This is a genomic window from Ramlibacter rhizophilus, assembly GCF_004681965.1.
Taxonomy (GTDB): domain Bacteria; phylum Pseudomonadota; class Gammaproteobacteria; order Burkholderiales; family Burkholderiaceae_C; genus Ramlibacter; species Ramlibacter rhizophilus.
The window spans coordinates 645,715-671,233 of sequence record NZ_SMLL01000001.1 but is presented as its reverse complement, the minus strand read 5'-3'; the positions used below and the strand labels follow the sequence as shown (position 1 = coordinate 671,233).

The 25,519-nt window shown below is 69.4% G+C and carries 28 protein-coding genes and 1 pseudogene; 18 read left to right on the top strand and 11 right to left on the bottom strand.

Going from position 1 to position 25,519, the window contains the following annotated elements:
* Window positions 1-32: 32 nt before the first annotated feature.
* Window positions 33-404 carry an ATP-dependent Clp protease adapter ClpS gene (gene clpS, locus EZ242_RS03225; RefSeq protein WP_135283658.1) on the bottom strand — a complete coding sequence of 124 codons (372 nt, stop codon included), beginning with the start codon at window positions 402-404 and terminating at the stop codon, window positions 33-35.
* Between the two features lie 231 nt (window positions 405-635).
* Here clpS and EZ242_RS22340 point away from each other — a divergent pair.
* A pseudogene (locus EZ242_RS22340) lies at window positions 636-833 on the top strand (cold-shock protein); the annotation flags it as partial.
* Window positions 834-1,042: 209 nt separating this feature from the next.
* Here the strand turns inward: EZ242_RS22340 and icd are convergent.
* Entirely contained in the window at window positions 1,043-2,296 is a 1,254-nt protein-coding gene (gene icd, locus EZ242_RS03215) for an NADP-dependent isocitrate dehydrogenase (RefSeq protein ID WP_135283656.1), read from the bottom strand.
* 220 nt (window positions 2,297-2,516) lie between these two features.
* Between icd and EZ242_RS03210 the strand changes: the two genes are divergently transcribed.
* Both EZ242_RS03210 and EZ242_RS03205 read left to right on the top strand, forming a co-directional pair.
* Entirely contained in the window at window positions 2,517-2,711 is a 195-nt protein-coding gene (locus EZ242_RS03210; RefSeq protein ID WP_135283655.1) for a hypothetical protein, read from the top strand.
* A gap of 90 nt (window positions 2,712-2,801) precedes the next feature.
* Window positions 2,802-3,260, top strand: coding sequence for a DUF192 domain-containing protein (locus EZ242_RS03205; RefSeq protein WP_240786964.1), 459 nt, complete (start codon window positions 2,802-2,804; stop codon window positions 3,258-3,260).
* Between the two features lie 42 nt (window positions 3,261-3,302).
* Here the strand turns inward: EZ242_RS03205 and EZ242_RS03200 are convergent, their stop codons facing one another.
* Both EZ242_RS03200 and xseA read right to left on the bottom strand, forming a co-directional pair.
* Window positions 3,303-3,884 carry a Fe-Mn family superoxide dismutase gene (locus EZ242_RS03200; protein WP_135283653.1) on the bottom strand — a complete coding sequence of 194 codons (582 nt, stop codon included), beginning with the start codon at window positions 3,882-3,884 and terminating at the stop codon, window positions 3,303-3,305.
* Between the two features lie 49 nt (window positions 3,885-3,933).
* Window positions 3,934-5,229: an exodeoxyribonuclease VII large subunit gene (gene xseA / locus EZ242_RS03195; RefSeq protein ID WP_135283652.1), complete on the bottom strand. Its 1,296-nt coding sequence runs from the start codon at window positions 5,227-5,229 to the stop codon at window positions 3,934-3,936.
* A gap of 301 nt (window positions 5,230-5,530) precedes the next feature.
* Between xseA and EZ242_RS03190 the strand changes: the two genes are divergently transcribed.
* The 6 genes from EZ242_RS03190 (at window position 5,531) to adk (ending at window position 9,421) form a co-directional block, all read left to right on the top strand.
* Window positions 5,531-6,157 carry a MotA/TolQ/ExbB proton channel family protein gene (locus EZ242_RS03190; RefSeq protein WP_135283651.1) on the top strand — a complete coding sequence of 209 codons (627 nt, stop codon included), beginning with the start codon at window positions 5,531-5,533 and terminating at the stop codon, window positions 6,155-6,157.
* An 18-nt stretch (window positions 6,158-6,175) separates the two neighbouring features.
* Complete coding sequence (locus tag EZ242_RS03185) at window positions 6,176-6,604, top strand: ExbD/TolR family protein (protein ID WP_135283650.1); 429 nt, start codon at window positions 6,176-6,178, stop codon at window positions 6,602-6,604.
* A 24-nt stretch (window positions 6,605-6,628) separates the two neighbouring features.
* On the top strand, window positions 6,629-7,603 hold the full coding sequence (gene lpxK, locus EZ242_RS03180) for a tetraacyldisaccharide 4'-kinase (RefSeq protein WP_135283649.1): 975 nt from the start codon (window positions 6,629-6,631) through the stop codon (window positions 7,601-7,603).
* Window positions 7,604-7,610: 7 nt separating this feature from the next.
* Window positions 7,611-7,817: a Trm112 family protein gene (locus tag EZ242_RS03175; protein WP_135283648.1), complete on the top strand. Its 207-nt coding sequence runs from the start codon at window positions 7,611-7,613 to the stop codon at window positions 7,815-7,817.
* Between the two features lie 11 nt (window positions 7,818-7,828).
* On the top strand, window positions 7,829-8,614 hold the full coding sequence (gene kdsB, locus EZ242_RS03170; protein ID WP_135283647.1) for a 3-deoxy-manno-octulosonate cytidylyltransferase: 786 nt from the start codon (window positions 7,829-7,831) through the stop codon (window positions 8,612-8,614).
* Between the two features lie 150 nt (window positions 8,615-8,764).
* Window positions 8,765-9,421, top strand: a complete 657-nt coding sequence (gene adk, locus EZ242_RS03165) for an adenylate kinase (protein ID WP_135283646.1) — start codon at window positions 8,765-8,767, stop codon at window positions 9,419-9,421.
* Window positions 9,422-9,498: 77 nt separating this feature from the next.
* On the opposite strand, the gene EZ242_RS03160 is transcribed toward adk, so the two are convergent.
* The 3 genes from EZ242_RS03160 to EZ242_RS03150 are packed head-to-tail and all read right to left on the bottom strand — an operon-like array spanning window position 9,499 to window position 11,350.
* Window positions 9,499-9,963 carry a DUF6152 family protein gene (locus tag EZ242_RS03160; protein ID WP_135283645.1) on the bottom strand — a complete coding sequence of 155 codons (465 nt, stop codon included), beginning with the start codon at window positions 9,961-9,963 and terminating at the stop codon, window positions 9,499-9,501.
* A gap of 20 nt (window positions 9,964-9,983) precedes the next feature.
* Window positions 9,984-10,403 carry a hypothetical protein gene (locus EZ242_RS03155; protein ID WP_135283644.1) on the bottom strand — a complete coding sequence of 140 codons (420 nt, stop codon included), beginning with the start codon at window positions 10,401-10,403 and terminating at the stop codon, window positions 9,984-9,986.
* Window positions 10,403-11,350 carry an asparaginase gene (locus EZ242_RS03150; RefSeq protein WP_135283643.1) on the bottom strand — a complete coding sequence of 316 codons (948 nt, stop codon included), beginning with the start codon at window positions 11,348-11,350 and terminating at the stop codon, window positions 10,403-10,405. The genes EZ242_RS03155 and EZ242_RS03150 overlap by 1 nt, the downstream gene beginning before the upstream one ends.
* Before the next feature lie 71 nt (window positions 11,351-11,421).
* Here EZ242_RS03150 and lexA point away from each other — a divergent pair, with 71 nt between their 5' ends.
* Complete coding sequence (gene lexA / locus EZ242_RS03145; protein ID WP_135283642.1) at window positions 11,422-12,096, top strand: transcriptional repressor LexA; 675 nt, start codon at window positions 11,422-11,424, stop codon at window positions 12,094-12,096.
* Between the two features lie 131 nt (window positions 12,097-12,227).
* The gene (locus tag EZ242_RS03140; RefSeq protein ID WP_135283641.1) at window positions 12,228-12,614 is read left to right on the top strand and encodes a hypothetical protein; all 387 of its coding nucleotides are present in this window, start codon (window positions 12,228-12,230) and stop codon (window positions 12,612-12,614) included.
* A 391-nt stretch (window positions 12,615-13,005) separates the two neighbouring features.
* Here EZ242_RS03140 and EZ242_RS03135 read toward each other — a convergent pair whose 3' ends face one another.
* A complete protein-coding gene (locus EZ242_RS03135; protein WP_135283640.1) occupies window positions 13,006-13,515 on the bottom strand; it encodes a DUF1993 domain-containing protein in 510 nt (169 codons plus the stop codon).
* Between the two features lie 85 nt (window positions 13,516-13,600).
* Between EZ242_RS03135 and EZ242_RS03130 the strand changes: the two genes are divergently transcribed.
* Entirely contained in the window at window positions 13,601-14,608 is a 1,008-nt protein-coding gene (locus EZ242_RS03130) for a D-2-hydroxyacid dehydrogenase family protein (RefSeq protein ID WP_135283639.1), read from the top strand.
* Between the two features lie 144 nt (window positions 14,609-14,752).
* Here the strand turns inward: EZ242_RS03130 and EZ242_RS03125 are convergent, their stop codons facing one another.
* A complete protein-coding gene (locus EZ242_RS03125; protein ID WP_135283638.1) occupies window positions 14,753-16,942 on the bottom strand; it encodes a hypothetical protein in 2,190 nt (729 codons plus the stop codon).
* A 131-nt stretch (window positions 16,943-17,073) separates the two neighbouring features.
* On the opposite strand from EZ242_RS03125, the gene EZ242_RS03120 reads away from it, so the two are divergent.
* The 5 genes from EZ242_RS03120 (at window position 17,074) to EZ242_RS03100 (ending at window position 22,585) form a co-directional block, all read left to right on the top strand.
* Entirely contained in the window at window positions 17,074-18,591 is a 1,518-nt protein-coding gene (locus EZ242_RS03120) for a 3-hydroxyacyl-CoA dehydrogenase (protein ID WP_135283637.1), read from the top strand.
* 2 nt (window positions 18,592-18,593) lie between these two features.
* Window positions 18,594-19,373, top strand: a complete 780-nt coding sequence (locus EZ242_RS03115; RefSeq protein WP_135283636.1) for an oxepin-CoA hydrolase, alternative type — start codon at window positions 18,594-18,596, stop codon at window positions 19,371-19,373.
* Window positions 19,374-19,462: 89 nt separating this feature from the next.
* Window positions 19,463-20,185, top strand: coding sequence for a Crp/Fnr family transcriptional regulator (locus EZ242_RS03110; protein ID WP_135283635.1), 723 nt, complete (start codon window positions 19,463-19,465; stop codon window positions 20,183-20,185).
* A gap of 12 nt (window positions 20,186-20,197) precedes the next feature.
* On the top strand, window positions 20,198-21,286 hold the full coding sequence (locus tag EZ242_RS03105; RefSeq protein WP_135283634.1) for a phosphotransferase: 1,089 nt from the start codon (window positions 20,198-20,200) through the stop codon (window positions 21,284-21,286).
* Window positions 21,287-21,310: 24 nt separating this feature from the next.
* On the top strand, window positions 21,311-22,585 hold the full coding sequence (locus EZ242_RS03100; protein ID WP_135283633.1) for an acyl-CoA dehydrogenase family protein: 1,275 nt from the start codon (window positions 21,311-21,313) through the stop codon (window positions 22,583-22,585).
* On the opposite strand, the gene EZ242_RS03095 is transcribed toward EZ242_RS03100, so the two are convergent.
* Window positions 22,586-23,179 carry a hypothetical protein gene (locus tag EZ242_RS03095; protein ID WP_135283632.1) on the bottom strand — a complete coding sequence of 198 codons (594 nt, stop codon included), beginning with the start codon at window positions 23,177-23,179 and terminating at the stop codon, window positions 22,586-22,588.
* Between the two features lie 64 nt (window positions 23,180-23,243).
* Between EZ242_RS03095 and EZ242_RS03090 the strand changes: the two genes are divergently transcribed.
* A complete protein-coding gene (locus EZ242_RS03090; protein WP_135283631.1) occupies window positions 23,244-23,936 on the top strand; it encodes a glutathione binding-like protein in 693 nt (230 codons plus the stop codon).
* A 26-nt stretch (window positions 23,937-23,962) separates the two neighbouring features.
* On the opposite strand, the gene rmuC is transcribed toward EZ242_RS03090, so the two are convergent.
* Window positions 23,963-25,399, bottom strand: a complete 1,437-nt coding sequence (rmuC, locus tag EZ242_RS03085; protein ID WP_135283630.1) for a DNA recombination protein RmuC — start codon at window positions 25,397-25,399, stop codon at window positions 23,963-23,965.
* Between the last annotated feature and the right edge of the window lie 120 nt (window positions 25,400-25,519).

Below are 25,519 nucleotides of genomic sequence, written 5' to 3'. Positions count from 1 at the left end.
TCACTGTATTCCTGATCCGTTCCGTGGTGGGCTCATTCGGCCGGTTCACTTACGCACTGAAGGGGATGGCCCGCCTGCCTTGCGGCAGCCTGGACCTGTTCGACCTTGGAGGCGGCCACGTCCCGCGAATACACGCCGCACACGCCTTTGCCGTCCAGGTGGATCTTCAGCATGATCTGCGTGGCGGTCTCGCGGTCCTTGTTGAAAAACTCCTGGATCACCACCACGACGAACTCCATCGGCGTGTAGTCGTCATTGAGCATGACGACCTGGTACATCTGGGGAGGCTTGGTTTTCTGGGTGCGCCGCTCGAGGACTACGGACCCACCGTCATCGTCCTGCGGTCGCGTCGTCTTGGGCGCGACCGGCGGTGAATTGGGTGTCTTGCTGGCCATGAAAAACATTCTATCGATGCCGCTTGCGCAGCGCCCCGCCGATCTGAGGTGGAGACCGTCTGGCGAACTTCAAGCGTCGCCCCGCGCCTACGCGGCGGCCGGCCGCAGACGGCTACGGCAGCGCTGCCAGCGGCAAGCCAGCCAGAAATAGAGACTTTCGTATCTCGAATCGTTGACACGTGTAAGCACATCTCGCAAACTTTGGTCCATTGTTCTAGAGCGAACGCTAGAGGAGTGAACATGGCCACAGGAACAGTCAAATGGTTCAACGACGCGAAGGGCTTCGGCTTCATCGAGCCTGATGGCGGCGGTACGGACGTCTTCGCCCACTTCTCGGCCATCGCCATGGAGGGCTTCAAGACGCTCAAGCAAGGCGCCCGCGTGCGCTTCGAGCTCACCGCCGGGCCCAAGGGCCACATGGCCCGCAACATCCAGGCCGAGCCGGACTCCGCGCAGCTGCCACCCAGCGCGAGCGTCGCGCTGGCGGCACCTTCGGGACCCAGGCCAGTGGTCCTGCGACCGCGGCAGTCCAAGGTGCGCGCCCCCCAGTTTCACGCCACCGCCCACGCCGAGCTGCGGTAAGGGCGGGCAGCTGAAAAAAAAGCCGCCCGAGGGCGGCTTTTTCCATGGAGCGGATCGGACAGCGATCACATGTTGTCGATCATGACCTGCCCGAAGCCCGAGCAGCTGACCTGCGTGGCCCCGTCCATGAGGCGGGCGAAGTCGTAGGTGACCTTCTTGCTCAGGATGGCCTTTTCCATGGCGCTGATGATGAGGTCGGCCGCCTCGGTCCATCCCATGTGGCGCAGCATCATCTCGGCCGAGAGGATTTCCGAGCCGGGGTTGACGTAGTCCTTGCCGGCGTACTTGGGCGCGGTGCCATGCGTGGCCTCGAACATGGCCACCGAATCGCTCAGGTTGGCGCCTGGGGCGATGCCGATGCCGCCCACCTGCGCGGCGAGCGCGTCGGAGACATAGTCTCCGTTGAGGTTGAGCGTGGCGATCACGCTGTACTCGGCCGGGCGCAGCAGGATCTGCTGCAGGAAGGCGTCCGCGATGGAATCCTTGACCACGATGTCCTTGCCCGTCCTCGGGTTCTTCAGCCTGCACCACGGGCCGCCGTCGATCAGCTCGGCGCCGAACTCACGCTGCGCCAGGGCATAGCCCCAGTCGCGAAAGCCCCCCTCGGTGAACTTCATGATGTTGCCCTTGTGCACGAGCGTCACGCTGGGCTTGTCGTTGTCGATGGCGTACTGGATGGCCTTGCGCACCAGGCGCTCCGTGCCCTCGATGGACACGGGCTTGATGCCGATGCCCGAGGTCTGGGGAAAGCGGATCTTCTTGACCCCCATCTCCTCCACGAGGAACTTGATGAGCTTCTGCGCCTTGTCCGACTGGGCTTCGTATTCGATGCCGGCGTAGATGTCCTCGGAGTTCTCGCGGAAGATGACCATATTGGTCTTCTCCGGTTCCTTCAGCGGCGACGGCACGCCCTTGAAGTACTGGATGGGACGCAGGCACACGTACAGGTCGAGTTCCTGGCGCAGCGCCACGTTCAGCGAGCGGATGCCACCACCGACCGGCGTGGTCAGCGGACCCTTGATGGAGACCACGTAGTCGCGCACCACCTGCAGGGTTTCCTCGGGCAGCCACACGTCGGGGCCGTACACCCGGGTGGACTTCTCGCCCGCATAGACCTCCATCCAGTGGATCTTCTTCTTGCCGCCATAAGCCTTGGCCACCGCGGCATCGACCACCTTCAGCATCACCGGCGTGATGTCCATGCCCGTGCCGTCCCCCTCGATGAAGGGAATGATGGGTTCGTCCGGCACCAGGAGCGACATGTCGGCCTTGACCGTGATCTTCTGGCCCTGGCTGGGCACCTTGATGTGCTGGTACATGGAGGAAGGACTCCGAAGGTGAGGACGGAAAACGTGGCCGAGCGGCCGCGAGCGCGGGGGTGGATGACGGGATTCTAGGGGACGCAGTCGGCACGCCAGCGCAGCGCGGCGTCACGCACGGCCTGTCAACACGAACTCATGCTCGTGCGTTGAGACGAGTGCCGGCTGCCTTGGCCGGCGATCCAAACCACTTGACGATCGAACATCCGAAGGACACACCATGAACAAGCTGCTCGCCGCCCTGGTTGCCGGTTTCTTTGCCGCCGCTGCCTTCGCACAAGCCCCCGCGACGCCTGCCACGCCGGCCACGCCGGCGGCCCCGGCCGCCGCCAAGAAGGAAGAGGCCAAGAAGACCGAGAAGGCCGCCGCCAAGAAGGAAATGAAGAAGGCCGCGAAGAAGGAAGAGAAGAAGTAATTCCCCGGCCACGGACCGCCCGGGGCGGTCCCGGCCCGGCCGGCCCGCTTCGGCGGGCTTTTCCGCGTTCGCGCGGCGACAATGCGCGCCATGAGACTGCTTGCCCGCTCCTTCACCCTCGCCGCCGCGCTCTGGCTCGCGGCGACACCGGCCCTGGCCCAGGAACCGCAGACCGGCTTGCCGCGCGTGAAACTGTCCGCCGGCATGCACCAGATCGACGCCCAGGTGGCCGGCACGCCGGAGCAGCGATCCACCGGCCTCATGTGGCGCAAGGAGATGCCCCAGCACGAAGGCATGCTCTTCGTCTTCGAGCAGCCCTCCACCCAGTGCTTCTGGATGATGAACACGCTGATCCCGCTGACCGCCGCATTCATCGGCGACGACGGCACCATCGTCAACCTCGCCGACATGCCGGCACGCAGCCTGCAGTCCCACTGCTCGGCGCAGCCGGTGCGCTTCGTGCTGGAGATGAACCAGGGCTGGTTCGCGCGCAAGGGGCTCAAGGCCGGCGACCGGCTGGCCGGCGGCCCCTTCGGGCCGGCCAAATGACAAGGGCCGCGAACGCGGCCCTTGTCATTTTCGAGGTGCGGCTCAGCCGAAGTTCTTCTGCGCGAAGTCCCAGTTCACCAGCTTGTCGAGGTAGGTTTCGACGAACTTCTGGCGCAGGTTGCGGTAGTCGATGTAGTAGGCGTGCTCCCAGACATCGACCGTGAGCACCGCGCGGTCGTCGGAGGTCAGCGGCGTGCCGGCGGCGCCGGTGTTGACGATGTCCAGGCTGCCGTCGGTCTTCTTGACCAGCCAGGTCCAGCCGGATCCGAAGTTGCCCACGGCGGACTTCACGAAGGCTTCGCGGAAGGCGGCGTAGCTGCCCCACTTCTTGTTGATGGCCTCGGCCAGGGAGCCGCCGGGCTCGCCGCCGCCATTGGGCTTTATGCAGTTCCAGAAGAAGGTGTGATTCCAGACCTGCGCCGCGTTGTTGTAGATGCCGCCGGAGGACTTCTTGACGATCTCCTCCAGGTTCATGCTCTCGTATTCGGTGCCCTTCTGGAGGTTGTTCAGGTTCACCACATAGGCGTTGTGGTGCTTGCCATGGTGGTACTCCAGCGTCTCCTTCGAGTAGTGCGGCGCGAGCGAGTCGATCGGATACGGCAGGGGGGGAAGGGTGTGTTCCATGGTGGTCCTCGTGGTGTTGTGCTTGTCGGGAAACAACGATTCTAGGCAGTTAATCCGGCCTTGACCCGGTCACCACGACATCGACCCGCCCGTCCGCAAGCTGGGCCGCGAGCGTCTCGCCCGCGACCGCCTGCGCCGCGCGCGCAAGGACTGATCCGTCGCTGCGGGTCAGCAGGGCGTAGCCGCGCTCCAGCACGAGCCGCGGGTCGAGCAAACCCAGGCGCAAGGCGCAGCGCTCGACGGCGTCGCGTCGGCGACCGAGCTGCGTTTGCATGCAGGCAATGCGCCTGGACTCGGCGCGCTCCAGCACCTGGGAGGCGCGCTGCAGGCGCTGGTCGGCAGCCCAACGCAGGCGGTGCGCCGCGCGCTCGAGCTGCTGCTGCTGCTGCGCGATGCGGCCCAGCGGTCGGCCAAGCCGGCCGGCGGCGACGTCCAGGCGCTGGTGCGCCGCTTCGAGCCGACGTTGGCTGCTTCGGCCCAGCCGTTCTTCGAGCGCGGCCAGTTGCTCCAGCCACGCGTCGCGCGGGTGGGCCACCAGTTCGGCCGCCGCCGTGGGCGTCGGTGCGCGCAGGTCGGCGCAGAAGTCGGCAATGGTGAAATCCGTCTCGTGGCCGACACCGACGACCACCGGGACGGGACTGCGCACGATGGTGCGCGCCAGGCGCTCGTCGTTGAAAGCCCAGAGGTCCTCCAGCGAGCCGCCGCCCCGCACCAGCAGGATCACGTCGACATCGCCGGACAGCGCGCGCACGTACAGCGCCTCCAGCGCCTCGCACAACTCGGCCGGCGCCTGCGCACCCTGCACCGCCGCCGGGGCGAACAGCACCGGAAGGTGAGGCGCGCGCCGCCGCAGTGCCGTCGCCACGTCGTGCAGCGCCGCCGCGCCGGCGGAGGTCACGAGGCCGACACCGCGGGGCAGGCGGGGCACGGCGCGCTTGCGGGCCGGATCGAAGAGGCCGTCCGCCTGCAACTGCTCGCGCAGGCGCATGAACTGCTCGAACAGGCTGCCCTGGCCGGCGCGTGCGAGGCTCTCGACCACCAGTTGCAGCTCGCCGCGCGCGTCGTAGACGTCCAGCCGGCCACGCACCTCCACCTGGTCGCCGTCGCGCGGCGCGAAGGCGGCCATGGAGGCGGCGCGGCGAAACATGGCGCAGCGCAACTGGCCCTGCCCATCCTTCAGCGTGAAGTAGCAGTGACCGCTGGCGGCCCGGGAAAAGCCGGAGATCTCGCCGCGCACGGCGACCGGGTTGAAGCGCGCCTCGAGCGCGTCGGCGACCGCGCGGCACAGCGCGCCCACGGCCCAGACGCGCCGCAACTGCAGGGCGGACGACGGGTTCTCAGGCATCAGGCGCCCTGCAGTAGTCCACAGAAGGAGGCAAGTAGTCTTTCGGGTGTCATACCGGCCCAAAACGACGGCGACTCGTCACAAGCCATTGATTTGCAACAGTTTTTTTGTGATTAATTTGTGATCGATTTGTTACAGGCCCGATTCCATGCGGCTTGGCGGCCCGCCGGCGTGCGCTTCTGCACAAAGTTATCCACAAGAGTTGTGGGAATTCGACGACGTGCATGAGGCCTCGTCCTACAGGCCCGAGGCTGGCCGATAATCGTGCCTCAGCCATTCCCATCGCGCCTGGAGACCCCCCTTGTTTTCGATCATACAAGCCGCTGGCTGGCCAATCTGGCCCCTGATCGCCTGTTCCGTCGTCGCCCTGGCCCTCATCATCGAGCGCTTCCTCAGCCTGAAGACCGCCAAGATCGTTCCCCCCCGGCTGGTGGATGAAGCCGTGGCCGTTTCGCGCGTGAGCGTGCCCACCCCCGATGTGGTGACCCAGCTCGAGCAGAACTCCGCCCTCGGCGAGGTGCTCGCGAGCGGCCTGCGCGCACTCAACGCCGATCCGCGCTGCGGCGAGACCGAGCTGCGCGCCAGCATGGAGCACACCGGCCGGGCCGTCGCGCACCGGCTGGAGCGCTACCTGAGCGCCTTGGGCACCATCGCCTCGGCCGCGCCGCTGCTGGGCCTGCTCGGCACCGTGATCGGCATGATCGAGATCTTCGGCTCGCAAGCCCCCGGCGGCACCACTGGCGGCAACCCGGCCCAGCTGGCCCACGGCATCTCCATCGCCCTGTACAACACCGCGTTCGGCCTGATCGTCGCCATCCCGGCGCTGATCTTCTGGCGCTACTTCCGGGCCCGCGTGGACGAGTACCTCCTCCACCTGGAGCTGGCCTCGGAGCGCTTCGCCCGCCACCTCGCCAGCCTGCGCCGCTGAGGCTGAGAAGCCGAACCCATGAACTTCCGCCCCCGTCCCCGGGCCGAGCCCGAGATCAACCTGATCCCGTTCATCGACGTGCTGCTGGTGGTGCTCATCTTCCTGATGCTGTCCACCACCTACAGCAAGTTCACCGAGCTGCAGCTGAAGCTCCCGGTGGCCGACGCGCAGGCCCAGCGCGACCACCCCAAGGAAGTCATCGTCGCGGTCGCGAGCGACGGGCGCTACAGCATCAACCGCACGCCCCTGAGCGGCCGCAACGTCGAGGCCGTCTCCACCGCGTTGAGCGCGGCCGCCCAGGCCGGCAAGGACAGCGTGGTCATCATCAGCGCGGACGCGGCCTCGCCGCACCAGTCGGTCATCACCGTGCTGGAGGCGGCACGCCGCAGCGGGCTGCACCAGGTCACCTTCGCCGCCCAGCACCCCTCGCAGGCCGGCAAGCCCTGATCCGCGAGCACTGGAACGCCCCGGGTGATCGAAGCCGCCCTGCAGCGCGCCTGGCGTCACCGCGGTCCGCTCGCACTCGCGCTCCTTCCCCTGGCGGCCGTCTTCGGCGCCCTCGCCGCCTTCCGGCGCTTCCTCTACCGCATGCGCCTGCGGCGGCCGCAGCGCCTTCCCGTGCCGGTCGTGGTCGTGGGCAATGTCGTGGCCGGGGGCGCGGGCAAGACGCCGGTGGTCATCGCGCTGGTCGAGCACCTGCAGGCGCAGGGCATCGCCTGCGGCGTGATTTCGCGCGGCCACGGCCGAAGCAGCCGGGATTGCCGCGAGGTCACGGCGGCCAGCACCGCGAAGGAGGTGGGCGACGAACCCCTGCTCATCGCGCGGCGCACGCAGGTTCCGATCGCCGTCGGGGCGCGGCGCGTCGAGGCCGCGCGGCTCCTGCTCTCGCGCCACCCCGGCCTGCGGGTGATCGTGAGCGACGACGGCCTGCAGCACCTCGCGCTGGCGCGGGACCTGGAGATCTGCGTCTTCGACCAGCGCGGCACGGGCAATGGCTGGCTGCTGCCGGCCGGGCCGCTGCGTGAACCCTGGCCGCGGCACGCCGACCTGGTGCTTCGCCCACCGGGCACCGTCATCGAGGGCTTCACGCTCGAGCGTGGCCTGGCTGCGCAGGCCCAGCGGGCCGACGGCACGCGCATCGCGCTGGCGGAGCTGGCGCGCGGGCCGGCCGTGATCGCCCTTGCGGCGCTCGCGCAGCCCGAACCTTTCTTCAGCATGCTGCGCGCCAGCGGCTTCACGCTCGCCCGCACCCTGGAGCGGCCCGACCACGATCCCCTCGAGCCGCAGGACCTGCACCTGCCTGCCGGCGCCACCGTCGTCTGCACCGAGAAAGACGCCGTCAAGCTGTGGCGCCACCACCCCCAGGCCTGGGCCGTCCCGCTGGCGCTGCGCATCGAGCCGGCGTTCTGGGATGCGCTCGATCGCCGCCTGGCGCCGCGGCTATGATCCCGCGATGGACTCCAAACTGCTTGAGTTGCTGGTCTGCCCCGTCACCAAGGGCTTCCTCGACTACGACCGCGAGCGCCAGGAGCTGATCTCCCGCGCGGCGCGGCTGGCCTATCCGATCCGCGACGGCATCCCCGTGCTGCTCGAGGACGAGGCCCGTACGCTGAGCGACGAAGAGCTGGAGCGCCTGCCGCAGCGCACGCCGCTGGTCTGACACGGCCGCGCATGGGCCTTCCCTACACCGTCCTCATTCCCGCCCGACTCGCGTCCACGCGCCTGCCGGACAAGCCGCTGGCCGACATCGCGGGCCGGCCGATGATCGTCCGCGTGGCCGAGCGTGCCCGGCGCAGCGGTGCGCGCCGCGTGGTCGTCGCCGCCGACAGCCCGGCCATCGTCGAGGCCTGCGCAAACCATGGCATCGAGGCCGTGCTCACGCGGGCCGACCATCCTTCGGGCAGTGACCGCCTCGCCGAAGCCTGCCAGGCCATCGGGCTGGCAGAAGCGGAGCTGGTGGTGAACGTCCAGGGGGACGAGCCGCTGATCGAGCCCGCCCTCATCGACCGGGTGGCCGAGGTGCTGCAGGCGCAGGCCTCGGCCGCCATGAGCACGGCCGCCCACCCCATCGGCGACCCGCAGGACCTGCGCAATCCCAATGTGGTCAAGGTCGTGACCGACGCGGCGAACCGGGCGCTCTACTTCAGCCGCGCGCCGATCCCGTGGTGGCGCGACGGCTTTGCGGGCGGACAGGTGCAGGCCCTGCCCTCGCCGCCGCCTCTGCGCCACATCGGCATCTACGCCTACCGGGTGGGCTTCCTGCTTCGCTTCCCGACCCTCGCGCCGGCACCGATCGAGCAGCTCGAATCCCTCGAGCAGTTGCGCGCGCTCTGGCATGGCCACGCCATCGCCGTGCACGTGGCCGACGAAGCGCCGGCGAGCGGCGTGGACACCCCCGAGGACCTCGCGCGCGTGCGTGCACTCGTTGCCTCCGACCCGACCCTCCTCCAGGCCTGAAGTCGCACGGAACCCCCGTGCTATCCTCCTGCGCGTTCGCGCGCACGAGCCCGCCCTGCCCGGTGGCCTCCTGCGCCGGCGGCCCGCCGGTCGCGCGAGAGACAAGGACGGCGGGCCGGCAAAGCCACCTTTTCGTATCCGAGGACCTTCATGAGATTGATTCTGCTGGGCGCGCCGGGCGCAGGCAAAGGCACGCAGGCCGCGTTCATCTGCCAGAAGTACGGGATCCCGCAGATCTCCACCGGCGACATGCTGCGCGCCGCGGTGAAGGCCGGCACGCCCCTGGGGCTGGCGGCCAAGAAGGTCATGGACTCCGGCGCCCTGGTCGGGGACGACATCATCATCGGCCTGGTGCGCGAACGCCTCGCGCAGGCCGACTGCGCCAACGGCTTCCTGTTCGACGGCTTCCCCCGCACCATCCCGCAGGCCGACGCCATGAAGAACGCCGGCGTCAAGCTCGACTACGTGCTGGAGATCGACGTGCCTTTCGAGGCCATCGTCGAGCGCATGAGCGGCCGCCGCTCGCACCCGGCCTCCGGCCGCACCTACCACGTCAAGTTCAACCCGCCCAGGGTCGCCGGCTTCGACGACGTCACCGGCGAGCCCCTGATCCAGCGCGACGACGACAAGGAAGAAACCGTCATGAAGCGCCTGGACGTCTATGCGTCGCAGACGCGCCCCCTGGTGGACTACTACTCCAGCTGGGCCAAGGCCGACCCCGGCAACGCGCCGAAGTACCGGGCCATCAGCGGCATGGGGACGGTCGAGGAAATCACCGCACGCGCCCTGGCTGCGCTGCAGGACTGAACCAGGTTCCTGCCCGGGCGCAGAAGGTGTGTGTGAATCAATTTCGGCGAGCCGCGCCGCCCGATTCATTCACGCCGTCAGGCGGGCGATGAGCGCAGGCCGTAGACCTTGCCATCGACGAACAGGTACTCCGCCCGCAGCACCGGGTCGCCCTTCTCCTCCTTGAACGTGAACCCGAGCACGCCCAGCTGCGCGCCGGGCTTGATCTCCTCCACGTTCCACGCCCGCAGGCGCGTGAGCGGCGCCAGCTCGACCTCCCAGCTCGTGTCCCGGCGGGTCGGCACGACGGCGCGCGCCAGGAGCGACTTGCCATCCACGGACGCGGACTGCGCCGGCAAGGTGCGCCCGGCAAGGTCGGCGGGAACGCGCAGGTCGCGCGGTACTTCGAGCTGCAGCTCGGCATGCGGGTTCTGCCAGCGCACGCGCGTCACCTTGCCTTGCAGCCAGATCGGCCGGTCCTGGTCGAAGCTGCTCCAGCCGTGATGGGCGATGGCCAGGCCCGGCACGGCCAGGCCGGCCAGCACGAGGGTTCGACGTTGCATGAGGTCTCTCCTTCCGAAGTTCACACGTAGGCGATCCAGCGCCCACACACGATGACTGCGATCCAGATCGCCAGCGACAGCAGAAGCTGTGCGCGGGCGATGCGGTCCATGCGCCGCAGCGACCCGCGCGCATGGAACGCCGCGGCGTTGGCGCCCGCCGCGAAAAGCAGCAGCATTTTGAGCGTGAAGCTGCGGTTCGCGAGCAAATCGCCCGGCTGGCTGGCGAACATCAGCAGGCCCGAACCAGCCGCGAGCAGGAAGCCACCCAGCGCCAGCAGCAGGCTCAGCTGGGCCAGCGCCAGCCACGGCAGGCTCGCACCGCGGCCGAAGGCGCGGACCTCCAGCAGCACCAGGTTCCCGAACAGCAGGGCGATGCCCATGATGTGCACCACTTCGAGCGCGGGGTAGGCCCAGGGGTGGCTCTGCAGCCCAGCGAACATCAGCCCACCCCGCGCGCCAGGAGCGACAGCTGCAGGTGGATGCGTGCCTTGACCGGCGACAGGCCACCGGCGTCGGGCAGCCTGTCCCCCGCATGGGCGAGCACGCGCCCGCCCTCGCAGCGCGTGCTGCGCAGCACGGCCACCCCGGCGTCAAGGGCGCGCAGCAGGGCCGCTTCGAGCCGGCGGTGAACCGTTCCGTTGCCGGTGCCGGCGACGACGATGCCCGCCACGCCCTGGGCCACCAGGGCGTCCACCAGCTCGCCGTCCACGCCGGCGTGGCTGCTCACGATGACCACCCGCGGCCAGGGCTTGTCCTCCACCAGCTGGTCGAGCAGTCCGGGCTGCAGCGCCTGCGCGCTGGGCCATTCGCGCAGCAGGCGCACCCGGCCATCCTCCACCACGGCCACCGGACCGGCTTCACCGGAGTCGAACGCGTCGAGCTGGTAGCTGTGGCGCTTGTGAACCTCCAGCGCGCCGTGCACGCGACCGGCGCACACCGCCAGCACGCCCCGAGCGCCCGGGCAACGTGCCACGCAAGCCGCATCGAACAGGTTCTGTGGTCCGTCCGGCATGAGGGCAGAGGCAGGCCGCATGGCGCAGGTCAGCACCACCGGCTTGTCCGTCGCAAGGACGGAGCACAGGAAGAAGGCGGTTTCCTCCAGCGTGTCGGTGCCGTGCGTGACGACCAGGCCCTGCACGTCCTCGCGCGCCAGCCAGTGCGCGCAGCGCAGCGCCAGCTGGCGCCACACCGTCTCGTCCATGTCCTTGCTGTCCACTTGCGCGACCTGCTCGGCCACGAGCAGCCAGCCGGCCAGCGGTGGGACCGCCGAGACGAGCTGGTCCACCGCAAGCTGCGCTGGCGTATAGCCGAGGTGATCCAGCGGGTCGGCCGCCGTGCCCGCGATGGTTCCGCCGGTGCCGAGCACCACGATGTTTTGAGCGACCACTTGCCTTTTCCGGAAAAACTGATCAAAAATACAGGTACTGGATATCGAGACAGTTGCCCTGGAGAGCCCCCATGTCCGAAGCCCCCAAGCTCACGCCCCGCCAGCAGCAGATTCTGGACCTGATCCAATCCGCGGTCGCTCGCACCGGCGCACCTCCCACCCGCGCCGAAATCGCGGCTGAACTCGGCTTTCGCTCCGCGAACGCGGCCGAGGAGCACCTCCAGGCCCTGGCACGCAAGGGCGTGATCGAGCTGGTGAGCGGTACCTCCCGCGGCATCCGGTTGCAGCAGGAAACCCTGCGCTCCATCCACGAGTCCCGCACGCGCCAGTTCTCGCTGCCGCTGCAAGGCCTGGCGCAGCTGGCGCTCCCCCTGGTCGGGCGCGTGGCCGCCGGCTCCCCCATCCTGGCGCAGGAGCATGTGGACCAGACCTACTACGTCGAGAGCAGCCTTTTCCAGCGCCGCCCGGACTACCTCCTGAAGGTGCGCGGCATGTCCATGCGAGACGCCGGCATCATGGACGGCGACCTGCTCGCCGTGCAGGCCACCAAGGAAGCCAAGAACGGACAGATCGTCGTGGCCCGCCTCGGTGACGACGTCACCGTCAAGCGCTTCCGCCGAAACAAGCATCTCATCGAGCTGCATGCCGAAAACCCCGACTACCCCACCATCGTGGTGGAGCCCGGCGAGCCCTTCGAGATCGAAGGCCTGGCGGTCGGCCTCATCCGCAACACCATGCTGATGTAGCCGCGCGCGTTTGCAGTCCACCCGGAGCGTTGCAGGTGGCGGGCGTATGGCACCAGGCCATCACCCTGCAGCGCTCCCTGTCCCCCGCAATCCTGCCTGTGTCCCACCCTGATGTCCTGAAGGAGTCTCACATGGCAATCGCACTTCCCCTGGTCGTCCACCTCTTCTCGCCGCTGCAGGCGGCAGTGAACTGGCTGGCTGGCGGCCCGTCCTCGGAGAACCTTGCGCCGGTGCCGGCCGAGGATGACGCGCCGCACCCTTTCCGCAGCGGAGCCCCGGCCGAAGCGCCGCGCCCCGCGAACGATGACCGTCCCCAGAAAGCCTGGCGTGGCCCCATCCGTGCACCGCAGCCGCTGCGGCGCGGCACGACGGAAACCGCGCGACCGGTTCGCGTGATCCGCGTCTGCGAGGACCGCTCACGCCCTCGCGCGCAGGCCGGGCGCATGGTGATCTCGGGGCGCCTGGCGGACGTCTGCGCGGAACTGGACCGGTTGGTCGCCCTCGACGGCAGATCCTGAATCAGGCCGTCGCCCGATCCCGCCCACTCATGAAGGTGTGAAGGAATCGCAGCGAGCGGCCCGAGGTGGCGCCGAGCATCGCAGCCGTACTTCGGTACGGCGAGAAGCGCAGGCGCCAGATCGTGTCGCGCAATCGATTCATTCACTCATGAAGGTGTGAAGGAATCGTAGCGAGCGGTCCGAGCTGGCGCCGAGCATCGCCGCCGTACGTCGGTACGGCGAGAAGCGCAGGTGCCAGATCGGGTCGCGCAGTCGATTCATCCACTCATGAAGGTGTGAAGGAATCGTAGCGAGCGGTCCGAGCTGGCGCCGAGCATCGCAGCAGTACGTCGGTACGGCAAGAAGCGCAGGTGCCAGATCGGGTCGCGCAGTAGATTCATTCACACCTTCATCAGCGGCCGCCCAGGTAGTCGGCCTTGCCCAGCTCCACCCCGTTGTGCCGCAGGATGGCGTAGGCGGTGGTCACGTGGAAATAGAAGTTCGGCAGCACCCAGTGCTTGAGAAAGGCCTCGGCCTTCATCGTGCGGGTGGATTCGCGCCCGACCGGGAAGGTGACTTCCTTGTCCTCCGTCCCGTCCAGCTGCTCGGGCTTGACTGCGGCCAGCCACTCCACCGTCCGGTCGATGCGGGCCTTCAGCTCCTCGAAGCTGGTTTCCTTGTCCTCCCAGCGACCGGGATCGATCCCGCCAATGCGCGCGACGCCCAGGCGCGCCGCGTCGCACGCGATCAGAACCTGCCGCGTGAACGGCAGCATGTCCGGCGCGAGCCGATAGCTGGTCAGCACCAAGGGATCGAACTTGCGCGCCTCGGCGTGGGCCAGCCCCTTGTCGAGGATTCGCCTCAGGTTGCCGAGCATGGACGTGAACACGGGCAGGCTCGCGGAAGACATGGACAGGCTCATGGAACTCCTGGATCGATGCGAAGGGAGAAGGTTGCCGATGCTACTGCAGGGCAGGCAGGGCGAGCCGCCATGCACAATCGGGCGCATGAACATTGTCATCCTCGACGACTACCAGGATGCGGTCCGCAAGCTGCAAAGCGCGGCCAAGCTCGAGCCCTATCCGGCCAAGGTCTACACCAACACGGTCAAGGGCATCGGACAGCTGGCGGTGCGCCTGCGCGACGCCGACGTGATCGTCCTCATTCGCGAGCGAACCCAGATCACGCGCCAGCTGGTCGAGAAACTGCCCCGCCTGAAGATGATCGCGCAGACCGGCCGCATCGGCCCGCACGTGGACGTCCAGGCCTGCACCGAGCGCGGCATCCTCGTGTGCGACGGCGGCGGCTCGCCCGTCTCCACGGCCGAACTCACCTGGGCCCTCATCCTGGCGGCCATGCGGCGGCTGCCGCAGTACATCGGCAACCTCAAGCACGGCGCCTGGCAGCAGTCCGGCATGAAGTCCGCGTCCATGCCGCCCAACTTCGGGCTGGGCATGGTGCTGCGGGGCAAGGTGCTGGGCCTGTGGGGCTATGGCCGCATCGGGCAGCTCGTCGCCGGCTATGGCAAGGCCTTCGGCATGAACGTGCTGGTCTGGGGGCGGGAAGGCTCGCGTGAGCGGGCCGCCGCCGACGGCCTGCATGTCGCGTCGAGCCGGGAAGAGCTGTTCACCCACAGCGACGTGCTGAGCCTGCACCTGCGGCTGAACGAGGAGACCCAGGGCATCGTCCGGCTGGAGGACCTGGGGCGCATGAAGCCGACGGCCTTGTTCGTGAACACCTCGCGCGCCGAGTTGCTCGAGTCCGACGCCCTGATCGCAGCGCTCAATCGCGGGCACCCCGGCATGGCCGCCGTGGACGTGTTCGAGAGCGAACCCATCCTCCAGGGCCACGCGCTGTTGCGGCTGGAGAACTGCATCTGCACGCCGCACATCGGCTATGTGGAGCAGGAGAGCTACGAGAAGTACTTCGGCGAAGCCTTCGACAACGTCGTCAACTACATCCAGGGGACGCCGAGCAATGTCGTCAATCCCGCCGCACTCACTGTGCGGCGCTGAACGCTTGGTCGGGGCGGCAGACGCAGAAGGTGTGAAGGAATGGTAGCGAGCGGCCCGAGGTGGCGCCGAGCATCACAGCCGTACTTGGGTACGGCGAGAAGCGCAGGCACCAGATCGGCCGCGCAGTAGATTCATCTACGCCTTCTAGCGCTTGGGCAGCTTGAAGTTCTGATCCAGGTCGAGGTCGAAGTCGAGCAGGTGGTCCGTCGGCAAGGCCTTGGGCGCAGCCGTGTCGGCAGCGGTGGCCGCCGGTGCCGCCGGCGGCCGGTCCAGGTCGTCCAGGTTCAGGTCCAGGCCCGCGGGGCGCGAGTTGGGCGCCGCGAGCTTGCGCCAGTCGTCGGCGGGCACCGGATCCAGGCTGAGCGGCAGGAAGTCGAGGGCGCCCACGTCCAGCGAGGCATTGGCGGCATCGACGGCCGACTCCCTGACCGGCGAGGCGGACGCCGACACCATTGCCGGCAGTTCGATCATCGGCTGCATGTCGCCCTGCTCCACCAGCTCGATGGCCACGCCGTGCAGCATCAGCAGTTCGCGCAGCGCGGCCGCGCCCAGCGGCTGCGACTCGTCATGCGGCTGCCGCATCAGGGCGTCTTCGATGAAGCCGATCACTTCGGGTCGGCCCCAGAGGGATTGCAGGCGCTCCAGCGCCTCGGCATGCGCCTCCAGGCCAGCCGCATCGGGCTGGTAGTCCGCATAGGCGGGCATGGGTTGGTTGAAGAGCCACTCGAAGTCGCGGCGCAGCTGCTCGTAGTCGCTTTCGCGCTGCAGGCGGTGGTAGATGTCCTGCAGTTCCAGCCAGGCGACGACGCTCGCCTGCGGATGCGCGTCGATGTACTCGCGCAGCACCGCCACGGCGCGCTGGTACTCGCCCAGCGACATGAAGAAGTCGGCCTGCTGCTGCACGTCGGCGAGTTCTTCCACGCTGGCCGCCTTCTCGCTCACGCGCAGTCCCTCGGTCCCCGTGGGCTGGAACGGACGCGCGTGGCCGAGGGCCTCGGCGTGGTCGATGCTTTCGTCGGGCGCGGATGCAGGCGCCTCCGCCACGACCGGCGCAGGCTCGAAGGCCTGCGGCGCGGACGCCGCGAGCGCCTCGCCTAGCGCAGCCAGGGCCACGGGTTCCGCCCGGGCCGGGACAGGCGCAAGGCGCACCGCCGGATCTTCGTGAAGCTGGGGTTCGCTGCTCGCGGTCGAACTTTCCGCCCACCAGCGGGCCTGCGCCGCCTGCGCCTGGCGGCTGCGCCGCCAGAACAGGGCCGCCAGGCCCGAAGCCGCGGCCAGCAGCCCCGCCAGGGCATAGACCAGGCCATTGGAGTAGCGCTCGCGTTCGGACTGCTCCAGCCGGGCGCTCAGCTGGGCCATCAGCGCCTGGTTCTTCAGCAGGCCCTCGCGCATGGCGCGCATCTCGCCTTCCATGGTGGCCATGCGCTCGGCGCTGCGCAGCAGGTCGTCGGGCTGCGTGGTGAGCGCCTGCCAGCGGGCAGCCGCTTCGGCGCGCTGGCCGGCGTCGGCCGCGGCGCCGCCCTGCAGGGAATCGCTGGGCTTGAGGCTGCCGGCGGGTGGCGTGCCCAGGTCGGCGGCATCGAGCTTCAGGCGCGGGCGCTCCACCGTGGCGGCCTTGGGTGCGGGTTTCGGCGCCGGGGTGACCGGCCGCGTGGCGGAGGCGGCCGGCTTGGGTGCGGCCGCGGCAGCAGGCCGTGCGACTGGCGCAGCCGCTGCCTGGGGCGCGGCCGGCGGGCGGGCGGCAGGTGCCGGACGCGGCGCCGCCGCGGGGCGCGGTGCGGGCGCTGCCGCGACAGGCGCCGCGGCCTGGGCAGCCACGGGCGATGGATCGGGCGTGAGCGCCGCAGCCGGCGCGGGGACGGCCAGCGGCGCGGGGGCGGCCTGGACCGGCAACGCGGTCGGCGCAGGCAGCAGGATTGGGGCAACGGGCGTGGCCTGCACGGCGGCCTCGGCGATGTCGCCGGGCTGCTCCGACAGCAGGACGAAGCGGCGCGACAGCGTCTGGGTGCAGCCGACCTGCACCTGCACCGTGACGAAGAGCTCGTCCACCGAGCGCGGCACCCGCACGCGCAGCAGCGCGGTCCCGCTGCCATTGGGACGCAGGTCCACCGAGCGGGAGTCGATCCGCGTGTCGCCGTAATGCACGTCGGCACGGGGGCAGAGGTCCGCGACGTCGGTGCCGGCGTCGAGCACGACCGGCACCGTGATGTCCAGCGGACGCCCGATCACGGCCAGGCCTTGGGCCCGTCCGAGCGTCATGGCATGGCTGGTGCCGACGGACAGCAGGATCAGTGCGGCGCCGGGGACCAGTCGCCAGAAGTCTGTGGATCTCATGAGCGCTTTCATTCTTGCACAGCAGTTCGCCGTGAGCGACGGCACCCGAGGGCCGAAGTCGGGCGCAGTATCCCTTCGTTCTAAGACGCAGACCAGCGGATTCGCTTTTATGCGACGCCGATAATCGGCCGATGCAAACCAGCTTCAACACCGTAGGCGTGGTCGGCACCGGGGCGATGGGGCGCGGTATCGCGCAGATCGCCGCGCAGGCCGGCTGTGACGTTCTTCTCTTCGACACCCAAGCCGAGGCCGTCGCTAGAGCACAACAAGACCTGGGCGCGCAATGGGAGCGCCTGCGAGAGAAGGGGCGCATGGACGACGAGGCGGTGGCACAGTGCAAGTCACGCCTGAAGCTCGCGGCGACGCTGGAGGCACTGGCCGGCTGCGACCTGGTGGTGGAGGCCATCGTCGAGCGGCTGGACGTCAAGCAGGAGCTGTTCGCGAAGCTGGAAGGCATCGTCTCGCCCGAGGCGGTCCTGGCGAGCAACACCTCGTCCCTCTCCATCACCGCCATCGGCGCCGCGCTGAAACAGCCGCAGCGCCTGGCCGGCTTCCACTTCTTCAACCCGGTGCCGCTCATGAAGGTGGTGGAGGTGATTGCGGGCCTGCGCACCGACCCGGCCGTGTGCGAGCGCCTGGCAAGACTGGCACGCGAGATGGGCCACACGCCGGTGCAGGCGCAGGACACGCCCGGCTTCATCGTGAACCACGCCGGTCGCGCCTACGGTACCGAGGCGCTTCGGATCGTGTCCGAGGGTGTGACCGACTTCGCCACCGTGGACCGCATCCTGCGCGACCAGGTCGGCTTCAAGCTCGGGCCCTTCGAGCTGCTGGACCTCACCGCCCTCGACGTCTCGCACCCCGTCATGGAGTCGGTGTACCGGCAGTACTACGACGAGCCGCGCTACCGTCCCAGCGTCATCACCGCGCAGCGCCTGGCCGGCCGCATGCTCGGGCGCAAGACCGGCGAAGGCTTCTACCGCTACGAGGACGGCAAGGCGCAGGTGCCGCCCGAGCCGCCGGTGCCGCAGGTCGGCGAGCTGCCGCCGGTCTGGGTGTCCACCCGCGCGGCCCGGCGCGCCGAGCTGTACCAGCTGCTCAAGGACCTGGGCGCGCGCATCGAGACCGGCCAGTCGCCCTCGGCCCAGGCCCTCACGCTCGTGGCGCCGCTGGGCTTCGACGTGACCACCGTGGCGGTGGTCGAGCGGCTGGATCCGGCGCGCACCGTGGGCATCGACCTGCTGGTCGAGGACGCCGCCACCCGGCGCCGCGTGCTGGCCACCAACCCGGCCACCCGACCGGACATGCGCGAGGCCGCGCACGCCCTCTTCGCACGCGACGGCAAGGCGGTGAGCGTGATCCGCGACTCGGGCGGCTTCGTCACGCAGCGCGTGGTCGCCGCCATCGTGAACATCGCCAGCGACATCTGCCAGCAGCGCATCTGCTCGCCTGCCGACCTGGAGACCGCCGTCACCCTGGGCCTGGGCTACCCGCTCGGACCGCTGGCCATGGGCGACCGCTGGGGCCCGGCCAATGTGCTGGAGGTGCTGTTCAACATGCAGACGGTCTACGGCGACCCGCGCTACCGCCCCAGCCCCTGGCTGCGCCGGCGCGGCGCCATCGGCCTGTCGCTTCTTCAGGACGATTGAACATGGCCGCACAACTTCGCAGCGCCAGCCAGGACGGCACGCTCGTCCTCACCCTGAGCGACCCCGAGTTCCGCAATGCGCTGGGTCCCGAGATCTACGCCGCCGGCATCGAGGCCCTCAGCGTGGCCGAGACACTGCCGGAGGTACGCAGCGTCGTCATCACCGGCGAGGGCGCGCAGTTCTGCGCCGGCGGCAACCTGCAGCGCCTGCTGGAGCGGCGTCGCCAGCCACCCGAGGTGCAGGCCCAGAGCATCGAAGGCCTGCACAACTGGATCGAGGCGATCCGCACCTTTCCCAAGCCGGTCATCGCCGCCGTGGAGGGCGCGGCCGCGGGCGCCGGCTTTTCGCTCGCGCTGGCCTGCGACCTGATCGTCGCCGCCGACAACGCCGTCTTCCTCATGGCCTATTCCAACGTCGCGCTGTCGCCTGACGGCGGCGGCAGCTGGCACCTGGGCCGCATGCTGCCGCGCCAGCTCGCGAGCGAACTGCTGCTGGCCGGCGAGCGCATCACGGCGCAGCGCCTGCAGGCACTGGGCGTGGTCAATCGGATCAGCGCGCCGGGCGCGGCGCTGGCCGATGCGATGGACCTGGCGGAGCGCTTGAACGCCCGCGCGCCCAATGCGCTGGCGAGCATCAAGGAGCTGATCAACGAAGCGCCGCATGCCACGCTCACCGAGCAGCTCGGCCGCGAGCGCGATCACTTCGTGGCCAACCTGCACCATGCCAACGGCGGCATCGGCATCGAGGCCTTCCTGAAGAAGACGAAGCCGCACTACGAGTAGCCACCGCAAGCCAACAACGAGAGACAAGACCGGCCGCGCGTCCCCGAGGCGACAGGGGACGAGGCGGCCAGTCGCTGACACGACAAGCCATGGACGAACCCATTCTTACCATCGAGGAACGGGAGGCGATCAACGGGGGCCGCTGGTTCTCCTCCCTCTCGCCTTCGCTACGCCACGACATTCTTCGATGCGCATTCGTCAAACGCTACAAGGACGGCGACCTCATCGCCGCCCGGGGCGACCCGCCGCAGGAGTGGATCGCCTGTGCCCGGGGCGCGGTGCGCGTGAGCTCGACCTCCATCTCGGGCAAGCAGATCACGCTGGCCTACGTGGAGCCGGGCATCTGGTTCGGCGACGTGGCCATCTTCGACGGCGACCAGCGCACGCACGACGCCTATGCGCATGGCGACACCACGCTGCTGTGCGTCAGCAAGTCCGACTTCCGCAAGATCCTCGCCGAACACGTGGAGCTCTACGAGGCCATGCTGCGGCTGCAGGCACGGCGCATCCGCCAGCTCTTCGGCCTGGTCGAGGACCTCAACACCCTGCCCCTGCGCGCGCGCCTGGCCAAGCAGCTGCTGCACCTGGTGCGCAGCTACGGCGTGCCCTGCCTGGGCGATGGCAAGGACATCCGCATCGGCCTGCAGCTGGCGCAGGAGGAACTCGCGCAGTTGCTCGGCGCCTCGCGCCAGCGCGTCAACCAGGAGCTCAAGGCCATGGAGCGCGAGGGAGCGATCCGCATCGAACCGGGTGGGCTCGTGATCCGCGAGCGCGATGCGCTCATGCGCATCGCCACTACGGAAGACGACTGAAGGAGGCGCACGGTGGCCACTGACTACTCCGGCTTCGTCGGCACGCGCGCGGTGTCGCAGCAGCACGCCTTCGACACCGCTACCCTGGAGGCCTGGCTGCGCGAACACCTGCCCGGCTTCGAGGGCCCGCTGTCCGTCGAGATGTTCAAGGGTGGCCAGTCCAACCCCACTTTCAAGCTGCTCACGCCCGCACGGGCCTACGTGATGCGGGCCAAGCCCGGCCCGGTGGCCCGCCTGCTGCCCTCGGCCCATGCCATCGAGCGCGAGTTTGCGGTCATGCGCGGACTCGCGGGCACCGACGTCCCGGTACCGACCATGCACGTGCTGTGCGAGGACGAATCCGTCATCGGGCGCGCGTTCTACGTCATGGAGTTCATGCAGGGCCGCGTGCTGTGGGACCAGTCGCTGCCGGGCATGAGCCCGGCCGAACGCGCGGCCATCTACGACGAGATGAACCGCGTCATCTCGGCGCTGCACACGGTCGACTTCGCCGCGCGCGGCCTGGCCGGCTACGGCAAGCCGGGCAACTACTTCGAGCGCCAGATCGGCCGCTGGAGCAAGCAGTACCAGGCCTCCATCACCGATCCCATCGAGGAGATGGACCGGCTCATCGAATGGCTGCCCGCGCACCTGCCGGCCGGCGCGCGCGACCAGAGCAAGGTCTCCATCGTCCATGGCGACTTCCGCCTGGACAACCTGATGTTCCACCCCACCGAGCCGCGCGTGATCGCCGTGCTCGACTGGGAGCTTTCCACGCTCGGCCACCCGCTGGCGGACTTCAGCTACCACTGCATGGCCTGGCACATTCCGCCGGGCGCCTTCCGTGGCATCGGCGGCCTGGACCTGGACGCGCTGGGCATCCCGCGCGAGGACGAGTACATCCGCCGCTGGTGCCAACGCACCGGCCTGGCCACGCCCGAGGCGCTGCGCGAGGACTGGAACTTCTACCTCGCCTACAACCTGTTCCGCCTGGCCGCCATCCTGCAGGGCATCGCCCGCCGCGCCCGCGACGGCACGGCCTCCAGCGCCCAGGCCGCCAGCTCCGGCGCGGGCGCGCGGGGCCTCGCCGAGATGGCCTGGCGCTTCGCCCGCGAGGCCTGACCCTTCCACCGTAAAGGAATCCCCATGGACTTCGACTACTCCCCCCGGACCCACGAACTGCGTGCGCGCCTTTTGAAGTTCATGGACGAGCACGTCTATCCCAGCGAAAAGGCCCTGGCCAACGAACTCGCGGCCAACACCGCCGCCGGCAAGCGGTGGACGCCGCTGGAGGTCATCGAAAGCCTCAAGCAGAAGGCGCGCGACGCCGGCCTGTGGAACCTGTGGCTACCCAAGGACACGGCGACGATCGCCGGGGTCGAGGGCGCGGGCCTGAGCAACCAGGAGTACGCGCCCCTGGCCGAGATCATGGGCCGCGTGCCCTGGGCGCCCGAGGTCTTCAACTGCTCGGCGCCGGACACCGGCAACATGGAGACCATCGCCCGCTACGGCAGCGAAGAGCACCGCCGCCAGTGGCTGCTGCCCCTGCTGGAAGGGCGCATCCGCTCCGCCTTCGCCATGACGGAGCCCGAGGTCGCCTCCTCGGACGCCACCAACATCGAGACCCGCATCGAGCGCCAGGGGGACGAGTACGTCGTCAACGGCCACAAGTGGTGGATCTCCGGCGCGGGCGATCCGCGCTGCAAGGTCTTCATCACCATGGGCAAGAGCGATCCGGAAGCGCCGCGCCATTCGCAGCAAAGCATGGTCCTGGTGCCCGCCGGCTCCCCCGGCATCCGCATCGTTCGCCCCCTGAACGTGCTGGGCTACGACGACGCGCCGCACGGCCACGTGGAGATGTATTTCGAGAACGTGCGCGTGCCCGCGAGCAACATCCTCCTGGGCGAAGGACGCGGCTTCGAGATCGCGCAGGGCCGCCTGGGCCCGGGCCGCATCCACCACTGCATGCGCCTGATCGGCCAGGCCGAGCGGGCCCTGGAACTCATGTGCCGCCGCGCCTCCTCGCGCACCGCCTTCGGCAAGACCGTGGCGCAGCAGACGGTCACCCAGGAGCGCATCGCCGAAGCGCGCTGCCGCATCGACATGGCGCGCCTGCTCACGCTCAAGGCCGCCTGGCTGATGGACACGGCCGGCAACAAGGTCGCCAAGACCGAGATCGCCATGATCAAGGTGGTCGCCCCGAGCATGGCCTGCCAGGTCATCGACTGGGCCATGCAGGTGCACGGCGGCGGCGGCATGTGCGACGACTTCCCCCTCGCCTACGCCTACGCCCACGCGCGCACGCTGCGCTTTGCCGACGGGCCGGACGAAGTGCACCGCAATGCCATCGCCAAGTGGGAGCTGGGCAAGTACTCGGCCTACGGTGCCGACGCGCCCGTGCCGATCACGCGCGGGGGTTGATCAGGCCGGCCCGGGCCTGGGCGTGTTCCAGGTGCGGGCAGCCGCGAGGCAGGCCCGCTCCAGCACGTTGGCCGCGTGCCGCTGCCTGGCTTCCAGCCGGGGCTGGTGCTGCAGGCGCAGATAGACCCGGCCGCGCAGCACCGTGAGCACCACCGGCACACCGGGCGCCAGCTCGGGCCAGTCCATCAGGAGCGCGGCCAGCGAGCCATCCAGCCACGCGACGGCGTGGGCCTGCTCGTCGGCCAGCACGGACCACTCGCGCCAGAACTCCCGCGGCAGCTGCGGCCAGCGCAGCTCCTGGAAGGTGGACAGCCAGCGCACCTCCTCGGGCAGGCCACCGGCGAGGGTCTGGTCGGCGTCGATGTAGCGCTCGTAGGTGCTGCGCTCCAGCGACTCCTTGAGCGTGCGGCGCATCACGACCACCGACACCTCGGCGGGCAGTCCCATCTCGCAGCGACCGAGCAGTTCCTGGCCTTCGATGTAGCCGCGGCCGGACGGGCCGACCCTGAGCTCCCAGGCGCGGCCGGCTACCGTGCCTTCGCTTCGGACGGGGCGGCGCAGCGCGCGTGCGGCCTTTCGGACCAGGGAAAACATCGGACGCAAGGATTGGCCTACAGTGAGCGCCGATTGGAACCGAAGCGACGAGAGAAAGGCAACCATGATCGACGTGCATTCCTGGCCGACCCCGAACGGGCACAAGGTCCACATCATGCTGGAGGAGTGCGCCCTCCCCTACCGGGTCCATCCGGTCAACATCGGCAAGGGTGATCAGTTCAAGCCCGAGTTCCTCGCCATCAGCCCGAACAACAAGATCCCGGCCATCGTCGATCCCGAGGGCCCGGACGGCCAGCCGATCGCCCTGTTCGAATCCGGCGCCATCCTGCTGTACCTGGCCGAGAAGACCGGCCGCTTCCTGGCGAGCGCACCGCGCGCGCGCCTTGACGCCATGCAGTGGCTCATGTTCCAGATGGGCGGCGTCGGCCCCATGCTGGGACAGGCGCACCATTTCCGCCTCTACGCGCCCGAGAAGATCGCCTACGCCATCGACCGCTACACCAACGAAGCCAAGCGCCTCTACGGCGTGATCGACAAGCGGCTCGCGCAAAGCGCCTACCTGGCCGGCGACGACTACGGAATCGCCGATATCGCCACCTTTCCCTGGCTTCGCAGTTGGCAGAACCAGGGCGTGGAACTGTCCGACTACCCGCACCTGCACAAGTGGTTCGACGGCATCGCCGCGCGCCCCGCCGTGCAGCGCGGCGTGGCCGTGATGGCCGAACTGCGCAAGCCCATCACCGACCAGCAGTCGCGCGAGAACCTGTTCGGCAAGACCCAGTACGAGCGCCGATGAAGCGGCGCGGCCGGTGATCCATCCCCTCACGCCTGCAGCAGCGCCGCGGCCTGCGCTTCGAGGCGGACGGGGCTGGCTCGCAGGCGCGCCCGTGCTGCATGCAGGACTTCGTTCGCTGCGGCGAGCTGCTCGCCCAGCGCCTCGAGGTCCGCAGCGAAGTCCGCCGTGCGGCAGGAAGGCGGCGGCACCTCGTCGGCCGGGGCGCCAGCGGCGGCGAACAGGGCCAGCCACAAGGTGAAGTACAGGGTGGTCGGTCCCGCGATCATCACCTGCCGCTGCCAGGCCCAGGCGAACAGGCCCTCGTCCTCGGCCACCGCCTGCAGGAACTGCGACTCCTGCGCGAGAAACACGATCGCCAGGCACGCGTGCGGCTGCCCGCCCGCTTCGGCTGCGAGCTGCGTGGCGGCGGCGTCGACCCGCTTGCGCAGCGCGGCGAGGCGCTCGCTGCGTTGCGCTGCGACGTCGGCCTGCGGGGCCTGATCGGGGTCCTCGTCTTCCGTGCCTGCGTCCAGCAGCAGGCGCACGCCCTGCGGCAGGGCGAGCACCTGCAGCCCGCCGGCCGCAGCAGGTTGGAGCGTGAGGCCGAGCCGGGAGCGGGCGCACTCGAACAGCGCCTGCGCCCACCCGTCCTGCTGGCCATGCTCGGGTCCCGGGAACGTGAACGCGGGTGGCTCGCGCCGGGCCGGGCTGCGCATCGCGGCGAGGTCGCCGGCGAGTGCCGCCACGCGGGCCTGCGCGGCCGCCTCCAGCGCCTGAGCCGCCGCCAGTTCCCGGCCGCTTTGCTCGGCCGCCGTTCGCGCCTCGGACAGTTCGGCGGCGAGCCGCCGGTGCTCCAGGGCCGCGGATTCACGCAGGTCCGCCAGCTGCTGCTGCGTGGTGGCCCAGCGCAGTTGCGCATCGCGCAGCTGCTGCTCCAGTGCGGTGGCGCGATACACCTGCTCCCGCAGAACGGCCTGCCGCTCGCTGGATTCGTGCAGTGCCTTCACCGCAGCTTCCAGCTTGGTCTGCAGGGCGCCCTGCGCCAGCTCCTGCTGCTGCAGCTGGAGCTGGGCGCCGCGCAGCGCTTCATCCTTGTGCGCCTCGCTGGCGGCCAGGCGCCGCAACTGCTCTTCGCTCATGCTCACCTGCAGGGCCTGCCGCGCCGACTCGGCCTCCAGCGCTGAAAGCCGGCTCGCACGTTCGGCCAGCCGGGCCTGGTCGGCGGCGGCCGTATTGGCCGTCTTGCGCCAGCGCTCGGCCGCCTCGCCCAGGCGCGCGACCTCCGCGCGCGCCTGGGCGAGCTCTCCCTGGCAGGCGAGCAGCCGCTCGTGTCCGGCGGCCAGCTCGATCTCCAGCGCCGAGCGGCCCTGGGCCACCGCGGCCTGGAGGATGGCCTGCGAACGAAGGCGCAGCATGAGCGCCGACACGGCCGCGCCGGCGCACATGCCGGCGGCCGCGAGCGCCAGGCCCATGAGCAGATCCATGCTTTCTCCCCCCGTGGTTTCCGCTCGTCATAGTACGAAGGAACTCACCCGATGTACATGCTCACGCGGTAAGTCCTGCCAGAGTTGCCGTCGCGCGGTTCGCCGCTTCACCCCCTCCGT

What these genes read in the sequence shown, in the direction of transcription:
- clpS (WP_135283658.1), bottom strand. Translation starts at nt 404, where the DNA reads ATGTTTTTCATGGCCAGCAAGACACCCAATTCACCGCCGGTCGCGCCC.
- icd (WP_135283656.1), bottom strand. Translation starts at nt 2,296, where the DNA reads ATGTACCAGCACATCAAGGTGCCCAGCCAGGGCCAGAAGATCACGGTC.
- EZ242_RS03210 (WP_135283655.1), top strand. Translation starts at nt 2,517, where the DNA reads ATGAACAAGCTGCTCGCCGCCCTGGTTGCCGGTTTCTTTGCCGCCGCT.
- EZ242_RS03205 (WP_240786964.1), top strand. Translation starts at nt 2,802, where the DNA reads ATGAGACTGCTTGCCCGCTCCTTCACCCTCGCCGCCGCGCTCTGGCTC.
- EZ242_RS03200 (WP_135283653.1), bottom strand. Translation starts at nt 3,884, where the DNA reads ATGGAACACACCCTTCCCCCCCTGCCGTATCCGATCGACTCGCTCGCG.
- xseA (WP_135283652.1), bottom strand. Translation starts at nt 5,229, where the DNA reads ATGCCTGAGAACCCGTCGTCCGCCCTGCAGTTGCGGCGCGTCTGGGCC.
- EZ242_RS03185 (WP_135283650.1), top strand. Translation starts at nt 6,176, where the DNA reads ATGAACTTCCGCCCCCGTCCCCGGGCCGAGCCCGAGATCAACCTGATC.
- EZ242_RS03175 (WP_135283648.1), top strand. Translation starts at nt 7,611, where the DNA reads ATGGACTCCAAACTGCTTGAGTTGCTGGTCTGCCCCGTCACCAAGGGC.
- kdsB (WP_135283647.1), top strand. Translation starts at nt 7,829, where the DNA reads ATGGGCCTTCCCTACACCGTCCTCATTCCCGCCCGACTCGCGTCCACG.
- adk (WP_135283646.1), top strand. Translation starts at nt 8,765, where the DNA reads ATGAGATTGATTCTGCTGGGCGCGCCGGGCGCAGGCAAAGGCACGCAG.
- EZ242_RS03160 (WP_135283645.1), bottom strand. Translation starts at nt 9,963, where the DNA reads ATGCAACGTCGAACCCTCGTGCTGGCCGGCCTGGCCGTGCCGGGCCTG.
- EZ242_RS03155 (WP_135283644.1), bottom strand. Translation starts at nt 10,403, where the DNA reads ATGTTCGCTGGGCTGCAGAGCCACCCCTGGGCCTACCCCGCGCTCGAA.
- lexA (WP_135283642.1), top strand. Translation starts at nt 11,422, where the DNA reads ATGTCCGAAGCCCCCAAGCTCACGCCCCGCCAGCAGCAGATTCTGGAC.
- EZ242_RS03140 (WP_135283641.1), top strand. Translation starts at nt 12,228, where the DNA reads ATGGCAATCGCACTTCCCCTGGTCGTCCACCTCTTCTCGCCGCTGCAG.
- EZ242_RS03135 (WP_135283640.1), bottom strand. Translation starts at nt 13,515, where the DNA reads ATGAGCCTGTCCATGTCTTCCGCGAGCCTGCCCGTGTTCACGTCCATG.
- EZ242_RS03130 (WP_135283639.1), top strand. Translation starts at nt 13,601, where the DNA reads ATGAACATTGTCATCCTCGACGACTACCAGGATGCGGTCCGCAAGCTG.
- EZ242_RS03125 (WP_135283638.1), bottom strand. Translation starts at nt 16,942, where the DNA reads ATGAGATCCACAGACTTCTGGCGACTGGTCCCCGGCGCCGCACTGATC.
- EZ242_RS03120 (WP_135283637.1), top strand. Translation starts at nt 17,074, where the DNA reads ATGCAAACCAGCTTCAACACCGTAGGCGTGGTCGGCACCGGGGCGATG.
- EZ242_RS03115 (WP_135283636.1), top strand. Translation starts at nt 18,594, where the DNA reads ATGGCCGCACAACTTCGCAGCGCCAGCCAGGACGGCACGCTCGTCCTC.
- EZ242_RS03110 (WP_135283635.1), top strand. Translation starts at nt 19,463, where the DNA reads ATGGACGAACCCATTCTTACCATCGAGGAACGGGAGGCGATCAACGGG.
- EZ242_RS03100 (WP_135283633.1), top strand. Translation starts at nt 21,311, where the DNA reads ATGGACTTCGACTACTCCCCCCGGACCCACGAACTGCGTGCGCGCCTT.
- EZ242_RS03095 (WP_135283632.1), bottom strand. Translation starts at nt 23,179, where the DNA reads ATGTTTTCCCTGGTCCGAAAGGCCGCACGCGCGCTGCGCCGCCCCGTC.
- EZ242_RS03090 (WP_135283631.1), top strand. Translation starts at nt 23,244, where the DNA reads ATGATCGACGTGCATTCCTGGCCGACCCCGAACGGGCACAAGGTCCAC.
- rmuC (WP_135283630.1), bottom strand. Translation starts at nt 25,399, where the DNA reads ATGGATCTGCTCATGGGCCTGGCGCTCGCGGCCGCCGGCATGTGCGCC.